General features: G+C 37.0%; 11 protein-coding genes. 3 read left to right on the forward strand and 8 right to left on the reverse strand.

Annotation, left to right across the window (positions count from 1 at the left end; all coding sequences use genetic code 11):
• The first annotated feature begins 144 nt into the window (after window positions 1-144).
• Complete coding sequence (locus FZF09_RS05545) at window positions 145-960, forward strand: nicotianamine synthase family protein (RefSeq protein WP_158735579.1); 816 nt, start codon at window positions 145-147, stop codon at window positions 958-960.
• On the opposite strand, the gene FZF09_RS05550 is transcribed toward FZF09_RS05545, so the two are convergent.
• The 3 genes from FZF09_RS05550 to FZF09_RS05560 all read right to left on the reverse strand — a co-directional run bounded on the left by FZF09_RS05550 (window position 926) and on the right by FZF09_RS05560 (window position 3,115).
• Window positions 926-1,084 carry a hypothetical protein gene (locus tag FZF09_RS05550; protein WP_158735580.1) on the reverse strand — a complete coding sequence of 53 codons (159 nt, stop codon included), beginning with the start codon at window positions 1,082-1,084 and terminating at the stop codon, window positions 926-928. The two genes, FZF09_RS05545 and FZF09_RS05550, sit on opposite strands and share 35 nt — an antisense overlap.
• Window positions 1,085-1,195: 111 nt before the next feature.
• Window positions 1,196-2,098, reverse strand: a complete 903-nt coding sequence (locus tag FZF09_RS05555) for a TIGR03943 family putative permease subunit (protein ID WP_158735581.1) — start codon at window positions 2,096-2,098, stop codon at window positions 1,196-1,198.
• A gap of 15 nt (window positions 2,099-2,113) precedes the next feature.
• Window positions 2,114-3,115, reverse strand: coding sequence for a permease (locus FZF09_RS05560; protein ID WP_158735582.1), 1,002 nt, complete (start codon window positions 3,113-3,115; stop codon window positions 2,114-2,116).
• A gap of 543 nt (window positions 3,116-3,658) precedes the next feature.
• On the opposite strand from FZF09_RS05560, the gene FZF09_RS05565 reads away from it, so the two are divergent.
• The gene (locus FZF09_RS05565) at window positions 3,659-4,138 is read left to right on the forward strand and encodes a DUF2306 domain-containing protein (RefSeq protein WP_158735583.1); all 480 of its coding nucleotides are present in this window, start codon (window positions 3,659-3,661) and stop codon (window positions 4,136-4,138) included.
• A 205-nt stretch (window positions 4,139-4,343) separates the two neighbouring features.
• On the opposite strand, the gene FZF09_RS05570 is transcribed toward FZF09_RS05565, so the two are convergent.
• Window positions 4,344-4,913, reverse strand: a complete 570-nt coding sequence (locus FZF09_RS05570; RefSeq protein WP_158735584.1) for a DUF4256 domain-containing protein — start codon at window positions 4,911-4,913, stop codon at window positions 4,344-4,346.
• A gap of 695 nt (window positions 4,914-5,608) precedes the next feature.
• A protein-coding gene (locus FZF09_RS05575) for an IS3 family transposase (protein WP_158735698.1) occupies window positions 5,609-6,722 on the reverse strand; the annotation gives its coding sequence in 2 pieces (ribosomal slippage) (window positions 5,609-6,454 and window positions 6,456-6,722; 1,113 coding nt in all).
• 662 nt (window positions 6,723-7,384) lie between these two features.
• Between FZF09_RS05575 and FZF09_RS05580 the strand changes: the two genes are divergently transcribed.
• The gene (locus FZF09_RS05580) at window positions 7,385-7,945 is read left to right on the forward strand and encodes a recombinase family protein (protein WP_158735585.1); all 561 of its coding nucleotides are present in this window, start codon (window positions 7,385-7,387) and stop codon (window positions 7,943-7,945) included.
• 106 nt (window positions 7,946-8,051) lie between these two features.
• Here the strand turns inward: FZF09_RS05580 and FZF09_RS05585 are convergent, their stop codons facing one another.
• The 3 genes from FZF09_RS05585 to FZF09_RS05595 all read right to left on the reverse strand — a co-directional run bounded on the left by FZF09_RS05585 (window position 8,052) and on the right by FZF09_RS05595 (window position 13,546).
• Window positions 8,052-8,543 carry a TIR domain-containing protein gene (locus FZF09_RS05585; RefSeq protein WP_158735586.1) on the reverse strand — a complete coding sequence of 164 codons (492 nt, stop codon included), beginning with the start codon at window positions 8,541-8,543 and terminating at the stop codon, window positions 8,052-8,054.
• A gap of 26 nt (window positions 8,544-8,569) precedes the next feature.
• Window positions 8,570-10,009 carry an SIR2 family protein gene (locus tag FZF09_RS05590; RefSeq protein WP_158735587.1) on the reverse strand — a complete coding sequence of 480 codons (1,440 nt, stop codon included), beginning with the start codon at window positions 10,007-10,009 and terminating at the stop codon, window positions 8,570-8,572.
• A 201-nt stretch (window positions 10,010-10,210) separates the two neighbouring features.
• The gene (locus tag FZF09_RS05595) at window positions 10,211-13,546 is read right to left on the reverse strand and encodes a DEAD/DEAH box helicase family protein (protein ID WP_158735588.1); all 3,336 of its coding nucleotides are present in this window, start codon (window positions 13,544-13,546) and stop codon (window positions 10,211-10,213) included.
• Window positions 13,547-13,548 lie beyond the last annotated feature (2 nt).

Raw genomic sequence — 13,548 nt, forward strand, 5'->3', positions numbered from 1 at the left:
TGCTTCCATTAGTAAAAATTTACTCTTTTGTCAATAGCAGGTTCACAAGAAGCAGCTATGTATGATTTAATCGTAACCATTACGATTTGTCAATAATAAAAATAGCCCAGCGCTCAGGGGTATAACACAAAAGGAGGAGTTTATTTGCTATCTACGATGACAGCAATCGAACAACATATTTTTGATACATATCAAAAGGCTTATTATACGTTAAAAAACGAAACAGATTGTTCTCCTAAAAATCCGGTAGTTAACCAGACCCTTTCTCAATTAGTATTCACATTAACGATGCCAGTGAATAAAAAGGGTACGGATCAAATTATCGAGCATCCTGACATCAAGGCAATTAGAAAACCGATGCTGTCCTTACTTGCACAGGCAGAAAGTGAAATGGAGAAATATTATGCTATGCATTTCTTAACCACTGCAAGAACCATCAACGATTTACATCACTTTATCTACTGGAACAATTACACCAATCTAGTCGAAAAAGAATGGGAAATTAGTCATAAACTCACAAAAGTGAAACGGATGACAATAATAGGGTCAGGCCCTCTTCCATTATCTGCCTTAATAATGGCAAAAACGTCGAATGCTGAGGTACGGAGTTTAGATATCGATCCATTTTCCCATTTGTTAGGGAAACAACTGCTAACATCTCTTCAAGATAATAGCCGTATCTTACATGAACAAGAAGACGGAGCAAGGGCTGATTATAAGAGCGATGATCTTGTCCTTATTGCTTCGCTAGTACCAAACAAAGAAGATATCCTTCAACAAATTAAAAATACCAATTCTAAAGCTGTAGCTGCTATTCGCAGCGCCGACGGCTTATATCAGCTGCTTTATGATCCAGTACAGCCATATATATATGAAAAGTGCGGGTTTCAACGAGTCAGCCAAACTGAAGCAGATTCCTCTGTTATCAATACAACATTGTTTTTAGAACCAGCAAAATAAGAAAAGCGCAAGCGCCTTGCTCACGAGCGACAAGTCCTGGAGGGTCGGCATATGGAAAGCTGATCTTTGCTTTCCATTGACGAACCGAAGGAATCTCGAGCGAGTAAGCGCTTGCGCTAGACATGTAAAACGCCAACTATTTATCATTTCTTGCCTTTTAAAAAGAAACAAAGTAAGGCTGTCCTTTTAATATTTGGTCCCACTGGATCGCCTCTATCCCGGTAAATATGATTTTTTAGTCTGTCATTTTTCTAAGGACAGGATAAATATATGGATTGGAGGGCTCTTCTATGACTCTTCCGCGTTTTGCTTTTATCATTGGTAACTCTGTACCGTTATAGGTTATTACATCCAGCGTTCCTTCTATTTCCATCCAGATGTCTTTTTCATAGGAACTTGCTTGTTCAAATTCTGTTAACAACCCGATGACGCTGGCGTCTGCGATACAATGCGTGATAAGAAACCTGGAAATAACGAGCTGGTTAGAATGAAGCCCTTCTTCTCTGTATGTGAAACCCTGTAAGGTTATGGTTTTTCCTACAAAATCACGAGGACTTTCACGAATAGCTTCATAATAGGATGAAAACATATCTTCTTTCATATCAATGCTGTGCACTTCTTCTAGTGTTTTCATTTTCTTTTCATATACCTCTTCTTGAAGATAATTATTGTTGGGGAGAGGTTTTTCATTACGATTAGTATCCGTATTTTCTGCTGTGGGGACATAGTGATTTTCAGATTCTTGTTTAATGTCAACGTGCTGTCCTTGAGATAACAAGGTTCCTTTGTTTTCGGCAAGAGATGAATTCAAGGTCTGTGGCGGCAGTGCAAATCCTGTAATAAGGGGGAATATAAGAATAACGTAACTTGTTACTTTTTTTAGAAAGGAATGATCATGCCCATGATGATGGCTGCACTCCCTAGAGCAATGTGCCTGCTTGTCCTTCTTCCTTTTCCATATTCTAGAAAACTGAATAAAAGTGAGAAAAACAAAAATGACAGCAGCCAGCTGGCTCATTCCATCATATTTTGGGTTTACATACATTTCTAATTCACCAGTTACATACAGTCTTAAGAAAAACACAGCAAAAACAGCCATCATAACTGTTCGAATAAACTGCTGAATAGAAAAACGCATAGGGCAACTCCTGCCTTATAATAAATTGGTGGCACCAACACATATAAATACAACTAAAGTTATTAAGCATAATAGCGTTACAACAAACTTTGTTTTAAACACACTAAGCAGCATAATCGTATTTTTTAAATCAATCATAGGGCCGTAAACGAGGAATGCTAATATAGAAGTAGGCGAAAATAAGGTTCTAAACGATGCACCGATAAATGCATCAGCCTCTGAACAAAGCGATAAAAAATAAGCTAGTCCCATCATGACAAGCATAGAACCCACAAGACCTTCTCCAAAAACAAAAAGAGAGGACGAAGACACATACGTTTGAAAAAATGCCGCTACAAACGCTCCAATAATTAAGAATTTCCCCATATCAAAAAATTCATCGATGGAATGTTTCAGCATGTCTGCTAGTCTTTGAAAAAAAGAAGGTTTATGCTTAGGGTTAGGTTCAGCTGTTGTATCCTGCGGATGTTTTAGTTGAGTAGATTTATAGAAAATACTCACAATAAATGCGATAATAAATGCTGCCAAAAACCCTATTCCCATTCGTAATCCCGCCATTTTCGCATCATTTCCAAATGCCATATACGTAGATAAAATAACGATAGGATTAATTAACGGGCCTGTTAATAGAAAGCCAACTCCTGCATAAATCGGCACCCCTTTTCTCACAAGTCTTCTTACAATGGGCACAATCCCACATTCACAAGCAGGAAAAAAGGCACCAACAACACAACTCATTGTGACAGCTGACATTTTGTTTTTTGGAATCCAGCGCTCAATGTGTTCTTCCGTAATAAAAATCTGGATAAAACCGGCAATCAGCACACCTATTAAAACGAAGGGAATGGCTTCTATTAAAATACTTAAAAAAATAGTATTTAATTGTTGAAAAGATTCCGGCAGAGATTGCAGCCAGTTCTGTCCCAACCAGTCGGTCATATAAATAAAATAGATAACAAAGCCAATCACTAAAATACCAGTAAAATCAGTGACATATGTATGAAACCCTCGAAACATACTTTCGTTCCTCCCAGCACTTACAAATCGTAACCATTCTTCTTTAATTAAAGATATGTTTTCTTGGGCAAAGTATGTATGGTTTCGAAAGGTTCTATTAATTTTGCTGCTGTGTATGTGGCCTTTAATCCATGTAAATGTATCTTCCAAGCAAAACTTTCTTAACGTAATAGAAAAAATTGCCTTACCGCCAAACCCAAATGGCAGAAGTAGTTTTGCTTATACTTTGATCTTTTAACAACATTATAACTCCTAAAGTATAAAACAAAACCCATATATACGAATGAAATCCAGCATATATGGGCTCCCCCGATCTTCCACTTTTGCTACCTTTATATGACTAGAAAGAACGCGTTATTTTATAAAGCTTCTGGGGTCAAAAAGGAAAGAGACATAAAAATCTCGTTTCCTTGTGGATTTATTTCTATATGACCAATAATCTTTTCTAATGTGATATAGATAAGATTATTGCTTTTCCAAAAATATCAGTTAAACTTATGTTTAAGTAATCCTTTTTCCCTGCAACTTTTGAGGTGGTATCGTATGTTTAACCTATTATTAACTATCCATATTTTTACAGGTGCCATTTGTTTAATAAGCGGCTTATTTGCGATGTTTTCAAAAAAGAAAAAAGGAAAGCATTCCAGAGCTGGTGAAATATACCATGGCTGTTACATCATTGTGTTTGGGACTGCTGTTGGTATGTCTATTTTACATTGGGAAAAAAGCCAGTATCTCTTCTATATAGCGCTGTTTTCGTACGGACTTGCTTTACTTGGCTATGCAGCAGGTAAAAAGAAGTGGAAAAACTGGCTGTCTTCTCATATTGGAGGGATGTTAGGTTCCTATATAGGTATCGTCACTGCCACTCTAGTAGTCAATGTACATAAAATTCCTTTGTTAAATGAATTTCCTGTTCTATTGTTTTGGTTTTTACCTACAATCATAGGGACACCGCTTATTTTTATGGTTGGACGAAAATACAGTCATACCAAAAAAATCAGCCGCAGTCTCCATCAATAAGGACCGGAACTTTTGTCGTCCCCCCCCATATTCTTCATATTTGATTTTTATTCGTTAGATTCACTAGTATTGTATTTTATTTTTATAAAAAGTTTGATCATTTCTGTGAGCTTTCCTCCGTTAAAGCGTCCGTTCGTTGAAGAAAGAAATTAAAGCCTTTCAAAAGGGATCCGTTCCAATTTAAATTAAGCTGTCACTGCAACATTTAGACCCTTAGCGAGCCACGGAACCCTCTGGCACTATAGTAAGAGGATGCACCGTTATGATACACGAAGACATGTCCATAGCGAAAATCGCAAAAAAGAGCACCACCGAGTTCTCTAATATCAGAGGGGGTTTGCACCCAACTTGACGTTTTCTTATCGAAGTTTCCAAGTGTTTGCAACTTTCGATATTGTTCTTCTGTTAAAAGTTCAATGCCCATGTCAGCTGCCATATCAATAGCGTTATTTTCTGGTTTATGCTTTTTCCTTGACTCCAGCCCTTCACGATCATAACAAACACTTCTGCGACCTTTAGGACTTTCCACTGAACAATCATAAAAAATGTATTGGCCCTTCTTTTCATCATGTTCAACAACATCCGGTTCACCGCCAGTTCTTTCCATTTCATTGAGCATCCACAGTTTTTCTGTATTATCTTCCAGCTTCGCTTGGACTTTAGCCCATTCAAGACCTTTATGGCGGTTCATGTTTTTTTCAAAACGGGCTTTCAATGTTCTCATTAATTCATCACGTTGCTCTAATGGCAACTCCTTTTTATTCCTCTTTTTCATGATCGCTTCCTCCTAAATGTTTTTACTCATAATTGTTTAAGTCTCTATAAATTAAAAAATCAACTCTGTTTCCCTTTGTAAGTCTAGCTTTATTTTACCTTAAGACCAAATTTTTTTGAATTGCGTATAACATTTCGTACCAACGACGCCATGTTTCTATCTTTAAAACCACCGCATTTTCCTATTTCTCTCTATCATCATTTACAAAACAAATTCACTTCACCTTGCCCCTCTTAAACTTTCTTTTAATTTATAAAGAAACCTTCTCATTGAACCCCCTGCAAATTATTAGTAGCTTACATTATTGTAAGATGAATTTCTACTATTTTAGAGTTGGAAAAACAATCTTTGTTAGAGTACAAAAAATCCATTTTAAGGAAGGTGACATTCAATGTTGAGATGTGCGTGGTGCAGGAAAAAAATTAAAGATCATAATCTATTTGGATTAAGTGTTAAATTTGCGGAAGGCGTAGATTTATAGTGGACCCCTTTGTCAAGACACTTATTTAAAATAAATAAGGTGTGACTCCTTTTGAGATAGAGAGGCTACCTTGGAGGGAAAAGGAAATCACAGAACGATCTGATTCACCCTTAACCACTCGACCTTTATGGGGAAAGGTTCCGTCAAGGGCGTTTTTTCCCTTGACGGGTTCTTGCTTCATAAAGATAATGGCGAAAAGGGTGAAGACGATCTATCAGGGCAGGTAAATCTCGGCTGGTGGACGATCTTCAAGGGATTGATGCGGTCGTTCTTCGTTGTAAAAGATAAAATAATCACGAACGCCCTTCCGCACAGAACGGGGCGTGGTATACTCTTTCAAGTAAATGTCTTCATACTTCACATTTCGCCATAAACGCTCAATAATAATGTTGTCCAATGCTCTCCCTTTTCCATCCATACTAATGTTGACCTCACGCTCTTTCAAGAGATCTGTGTAGGAGGTACTGGTGAAGTGGCTGCCTTGGTCGCTATTCATGATCTCTGGCGTGGTCTTTTCAAGAGCCTTTTCCACAGCGTGCAGGACAAAGGACATTTCAAGCACTTGATCGAGTTCCCAACTGATTACATATCGCGAGTACCAGTCGATCACCGCGACCAAATACATCCAGTTCTGCTTCATTCGAATATACGTAATATCAATCGCCCAAACCTGGTTGGGCCGCGTAATGGCAAGTCCTCTTAGGAGATAAGGGTACGTATGATGGGTCAGGCGGCGCTTACTGAGGTTAGGACCCGGGGAAATCCCCGCAATGCCCATTTCCCTCATATGACGCTGAACGGCTTTGCGATTGATCTCGATCCCCCTTTTATTCAAATGGACGGTCATTCGCCGCGATCCATAAAACGGGTATTTCGTGTAGATTTTATCGATACGATGTTTTATTTGAACATCTTCAAGAGACGGCTGGACAGGTTTGTAATAAAGAGAGGTACGGTTGATACTTAATAGATTTGCTTGTTCCGTGATGGTCAGATCCGGATCATGCCAGTCTATCAGCTCCACACGTTCTTCTCTAGTTTTCGAGGCCAGATTTTTTTTAAAGCCACGACAACTGGGTCGTGAGCTTGCCTACTTCCGCATACAGTGCCTCTCGCTCTTCATCCTGTTCTTTCTTGAGCTTGTCCACGCCTTTCGTATGATTGTCAAATAGGTTCGGCAACTGTTCTAGTGCTTGATTTTTCCACTGGCTCAGCTGATTCACGTGGATGCCATGTTCCGAAGCTAATTGACTCATCGATTTTTCTTCCTTCAAGATTTCAAGCACAACCTGCGCTTTGAATGCTGGGGTATATCGTTTTCGTTTCATACCCACACCTTAACACATCCTTTTTTCGTGTCTGAAATCTTGGGTCCAGTATAATTACTCGGATAGTGAAGGAACAATTATTCAAATAAGGTTAAGTACTCTAAATACTAGTGCTCCCATGATTGTGACAGCTAGAGAGTCAGAAGCAAAGGATCAAGGAACTGATGGCATCTTTGCTCTATGTAGTGAAAAGTGTGGGAAGAAAATGAAAGAAACTGTAACAAAGGAAATAACAACCTTTAAAGAGGTAAAAGATATTTCACTAAACTAAAAAGAACCTAAAATAGACCAAACTTAATTGAAATGATTTTTGAAATATGATACTCAATTACAAGGTGCTATTGTGAAGGATACTTAAACATTTTTTTATCGCTAATCTTGTTCGTATGTAATGGTGAATGGAATAATAAAAGGAATCAACTATTTTTTATTGCCGCATTGTTCATTGGAGGAATGCGGCTTCACTTCATCAAAATTTTTTATTACAATAAACCGTTCGTTTTTGAGACAAGTTGTATGATCATTTGAAACTCTGAAAAATTCCCGGAATTTGGGCTGAACTCAGGTTTCAAAAGTCGTATCAAAATCAAAGTTACAATATGTACTTCTTATATCCTTTTTGATAACATAAAAGGTAGTAAAATCAAAAGGGAGTTACAAAAATGTTATTTGGCTATGCTCGAGTCAGTACTAAGGATCAAAATTTACATATGCAGTTTGATGCTTTAAAGAAATATGGGGTTGAAGAGAAAAACATCTTTTCCGAAAAAATAACGGGGACCAAAAAAGATCGGCCGGCATTTAATGAAATGCTCAAATATCTCCGTGAAGGAGACACCGTTGTTGTTTACAAGCTCGATCGGATCGGTCGGAGTACAAAACATTTAGTGGACTTAATCAATGACTTCCAGGAGAAAGGCATCAACTTTGTCTCCATTAATGAAAACATTGATACGACAACGGCAATGGGAAAACTCGTTTTCACCATCTTCAGTGGGCTTGCTCAATTTGAACGCGACATTATCTCAGAAAGAACAAAATCGGGATTAGATGCAGCAAGAGCTAGGGGAAGGAAAGGCGGAAGACCAAGAAAAGACCAATCCAAGCTGGAATTGGCCTTTAAGATGTATGATAGTAAGGAATATAGTATTAAAGAAATATTGGATGCTGCTGGGGTAAGTAGGGCTACCTTTTATAGATATTTAAATAAACGAAAGACTTAGCGATCTGCTGATGTTCATACTGACAAAGCGAAGCATTATTCAAAAAAGATTGGTTACTTTTTGTTTCATTCTACATATATAATTACATAGGTTACAAAATTTTCTATTAATATTGCTTTCTTATTTCTATAGCCTCTTCTGTCCAATCTGTTATGTTATTTTTTATATAGCTATAAACATTAGTACTCCTAGAATATGGGGGATCGTACAATTTTACGATACTTGAAAGTTTTTCACCATTAATAGTAAAGTCATCAAAAGGATTTCTACCCTTTTTTGACTGTACCCCATCCTTGTTCTTTAAGTTATGTATACAAATTCCCACTACTCCTTTTCCTTGTTCCCATGATTCTTTGATTTCATGTTTTATCCATTTCCTGCCTGCTGTTTTTTCCCCTATTAGAACAACTGTACAAGAACGATTTTTTAATTGATCGTTAATCCACCTCTTTATTTCTCTGTCTCCTCCTCTCTTTATTTCTTCCCAATCGTTGTCTGTTACTGGTGTATTTCCCTCAATCGCTCCAATATTCCTTACTTGACTTGCTCTCCAGTTGTCGGGCTTATAATGAAAACTAAAAAAAACTCTTCTACCCATTTACCATTTCTCCTTTTATTCTTATCTTAAGTTAATAGGTTAACAAAATTTATAATTTCTTTAACAATATCTTCATAAGAGAGATTTTCGTTATTTAATTGATTAAATTGATCTACTAATTGTTGATCAGAATTAGGAAAGTACTTGTCAAAGTCAGTATTCACTTTTTCCCAGATTTCTTTAGCAGCGTAACCAGTTGCTCCAACAGGCACTATCACATTTCCATTTTGAACTGCTATTTCAAATTCTGAAAGGACACCATTAGCTATAACAGTTTTACCATCTTGAATTTTATTACCATATATGAAAATGCTTATTCCAGACCTAGACAACATATCTTGTCTATATTCCTGCCATAAGTTCCTTAAGCTCTGATTACCTGGCACACTTTGTGGGAAAGGTCTTAGTATTAATTGATTATTGTTGATTTTACCTTGGTGCATATAAATTTCTTCCAACGCTCCACTTATAACAAAACTACCAACTCCTAATCCAAATCCTGAAACAATATTCAATTTTTGTTTTGTTAACTCTTTGCTTAATAGATGAACGAAATTCTGAGACTCTTCACTACTCCAATGATTATATTCGTGAGCACTACCAGATATAAACACAGTTTTTCTACGTAATTTGTTTTCTATCAATTGAAGAATTTCTGTAATTTGTTCATAACTTTCTAGAACGATTGTTGTAATATTAAATCTTTTTAAATCATTAATAAAAAGGTCTTGTTTCCTCTGGCGATATTCAAACTCCTCATCGCTCTCATCATCTTCATGTTCTATTTTTTTCAATAAACAATAATGTCTTCTCTGGTTATTATCATATGTGCTTCTAATTCGACTTAATATGTAATCTAAATTAGGGTCAGAAAAACTTAGACCAATAAAAAGAAACGTTTTTGAAACTAGATCTCCACTTAATGCTGTAATAAAAGGTTGCATTTTTAAAAAATAGGACTCATAATCATCTTTTAAGATTACAGCATCATTTGGATGATCAACATCACCATGCATTTTATAAACTATTGCATCTCTGTCTGGTTTAGTAGTTGCTAGTTGGTTAATCGTATACTTTACATCTGGAACTTTCCCCTCTTGCTCAAGGGATTTTTCTATTAACTTATCATAATTGGTAGTCCAGTATGTATGTATCGGCAACCTTGATAGAATCTTATGGTTTTCTGTAACAGTTGTATTTTGAGAGAACTCACCCATAATTAACTGGTTTATCCTATTTCTATTACCCTGATTTTCATTACAGTAATATTGGGCTAGTGTTACTAAATCATATTCTCTATTAATGTCTAGGTTAAGCTCATCTGCTAGCGGTTTGAGCAGTTGCCGCCAATTTACATAACCTGCTGGGATTGATAAACCAGCTCCTGCGAAAATAGCTGCATTCTCCTCTTCTACTTCTTTAGCAAATTCATTTACAAAAAACGTAACTTGTCTATTCACAATCATTACAAATACATCCCTTATATTATAATAAGTCAATTTTACCACTTTTTACCTCAATTTTCCGTTAATCTGCTTAAGAAAAGAAGGTCTACAAGTTTTGATTACACCATTTCCCACAAGTTATCTTGTCATTAAACAGCGTGCTTGTATGAGGACAAACATTCTAAACACGCTGAAAATGACATATGCAATGCTAACTTTTCTTTAAGAAATCCTGGTTGATCCATTTAATTGATTTATAGCATTAACCAATTCCATTGCCGTGTCATCATCAAACAACCCAGTAATTCCTTCATGATGAATGGATGTAAATGGTTCATCGAATAACAAGGAGGGATCGAGAGTTCCATTTTTAGCAAAGAACTCAATGATTTGGTTGATAAATCGAATTTGATTGGCATTTAAGGTGCTACCTTCAAGGAATTTTGCAAAAGCTTCTTTTGCTGCAGCCTGATCCATACCTAGGACTTCCCGAATTAGCATGGTTAGAGGCTTCTCATCCCCAAATTGTTTCGCGTATTCTTCTTTAGATAAGTTTCCTTCATTGAATAAGATGTTCTCTAATTCTTCAAGGTCTTGTTTGGTTATTTGCTTGTTTTTATACACTTTTTGAATGGTAATATGGTCCTGATGGTTGCGGATAAAACGGTTCACTTCTAATTTATAGTCCCGCCAATCAGTGGTCTGTGGCATTTCAGAGTCATAGTCAATATCTTCAATTTCATCTTCGAAATCCGTATAAACAACTTTGCGTTGCTTTTTATCGATGTATTGAATAAGGTCTCTCAGAGCAATACGGACATCTTCCAAATCTTCCTGAGAAGCTTTTTCCCAGAACTCATTCGTTTGAATTTCTTCGATCACAGGTAGAGCATCTTCCACTTCATCAATAACCGTTTTCTCTTCTAACTGGCTAGCTGTCTTTTTAACTTTCATTACCATGCGCTTTGTATTCTTATTAGTGTTAGGTTCCACCAATGCAAGTTGCAAGCGCAACATAAGTAGGTCAAAACGCTTTTTGTCTTCCTCTTCTTCAGAAGTAACGATACCACTTAGATGATCAATGGCTTCTCGTAAACTATCTTCACTTAATGGATTCCATCCTTCTTTTAATCGATATCGTTCTACTTGTCGGTGATGAGGTCGGACAAGGAAATGATTTTCATTCAGCTGACGTGTTTGGCTAGTCACGTAATCAATTAACCCTTCTCGTAATTCCGTTTGTTCTTTCTCATCTTGCAAGTGATAAATAAGCTTTGCCCTGGTTGTAAAAAGCTGCTCATTCAACGATTCCTGTGCTTTTGCTTCTTTACCTTCAGGAAAAGCTTCGAAGAAATCAATGTTTCCTCCAAAGTCAAACACATAAAACTCTTGTTTATCTTGATCTGGACCAAATAGATCTTCACAAAGTCTTGTCCCACGGCCAATCATTTGCCAAAATTTCGCTTTAGAGTTCACTTTCTTTAAAATTACAAGGTTTACAATCTCAGGAATATCTACCCCTGTATCAAGCATATCTACAGAAACTGCGATTCTAGGATCTTTATCCTTTACTTTAAAATCATTCAATAACGAGTGGGCATACGACACCTGATTATCAATAATCTCCATAAATTTGCCTCTTTTATCGGGAAACAAGGCGTTAAACCGTTTCATGATAAATTCTGCATGCGTGTGATTTTTCGCAAAAATAATGGTTTTTCCTAATTCATCTCCACCTTGTACTTTAATCCCTTTTTCCATTAACAATTTTAAGGCTTTTTCTATAGTATCCCGATTAAATAACCAAGAGTTAATGGCATCCGAACTAATCTCTTCTGGTTTTTCACCCGTTACCTCGTCTGTGAACTCTTTCTCATATTCTTCTTTCTCCTCTTCTGATAATTCGCTGTATTTAATACCAGAACGGGGAATTTTCATGTTGACTTTGATAGGCTGCGCCGGAACTAAGAATTCATCTTCGACAGCTTGTTCATAGTCATAAGCAAACGTTGGAACATTATCTTCTAACTCAAAGATTTGATACGTATTTCTATCTATATCCGTCTTTGGGGTCGCCGTTAAACCAAGCATTAATGCATCAAAGTAGTCAAATAAGGCCCCATATTTTTTATAAATGGAACGATGAGATTCATCGATAATGAGCAAATCAAAGTGTCCGACACTAAAACGACGCTCTGAGGTGTTCGTTTGCGAAATAAAATTCATCATTGTGGGGTACGTAGAGATGACTACCCGGCTTGTATCGTCTTCTTTTTCTTCCAATAAATTCACCACAGAGGTATGAGGTAAATGCTGACTAAATGCATTTTTCGCTTGCCTTACCAGCTCTTTTCTATCAGCAAGGAAAAGTACATTTTTTATCCATCCTGCTTTTATAAGAAGATCCACTAATGCAACAGCTGTTCGTGTTTTCCCGGTTCCTGTGGCCATAATTAACAAAGCATGAAGCTTTTTACGGTCAAATGCCTCTGCAGTCCGACGAATCGCTTCTATCTGATAATAACGCCCAGCCGTATCTGTATTTACCGTTTGGTTTGCTAATGTTTTTCTTGTAGAACGTCTTTGAATCATTAAGCGCAACTGATCCTTTGTGTAAAACCCTTGGACTTGGCGTGGTGGATACATAGCATCATCCCACAACCATGTTTCATATCCGTTTGTATAAAACATAACTGGACGCTGCCCAAAGCGCTTTTCAAGTGCATCTGCATATAGCTCGACCTGCTTTTTTCCTGTTGCCGGACTCTTTGTAGTTCGTTTTGCTTCCACTACTGCAAGGGGTTGGCCATTGTCGTCCCACAGAACGTAATCAGCAAACCCTGTATTTGTTCGGTTTGGCATTCCTTCAAGTTCAAACTCTTCCACATGTTGACCTTGCGGATTCCAAGCGACTTCTTTTAGCATGAGATCAATAAATAGCTGCCTTGTTTTTGCTTCCGAATAAGACTTAGTATCTTTAGCTACGTCTTTTGCATTGTTCTCTTTATTTATTTGAATTTGTTTACGTAAGGCTTCATTCTCACGTAACATCTTTTCAAGCTCACGATCTCTTTTCTCTAGTTGCTCGGAAATTCGTTTCAATTCTAGGGCACTTTTGTCTGTTTTTGTTTTATCTGTTGGAATGAGCTGAGGATTGAAGGCTACTTTCTTCTGGGGACTTTCACTGTAGTAACGCTGCAGCCAATAAATAAACTGAAAGAGATTTTCAAAGACAGTTAACGATTCCTTTTTGGTTACCTTTTGATCACTATGGACCGCCTGATTACCCAAACGCCGAATCAAATCGATTGGTTTAAATAAACTAGGTGTTAAATTCTCACGGAAAGTTCTTTCATACATTAAGGTGTATAAATCACTTCGTTCTGGCTTTTGAAGGTAATCATCGTTTGCATACAACCAATGTACTGCACGTTCTAACGTTAACCGACTATAAAAAAGAGAAGTACGCGGAGCAGAATACACATTCTTCTCCGCTTCTAGTGCAGCTTCGTATATATTTGACCAATTTTCTTTGATAATATCTACGTTGTAAGGCATTA

The sequence above is a fragment of the Alteribacillus sp. YIM 98480 genome, assembly GCF_009765375.1.
GTDB lineage: Bacteria > Bacillota > Bacilli > Bacillales > Marinococcaceae > Alteribacillus.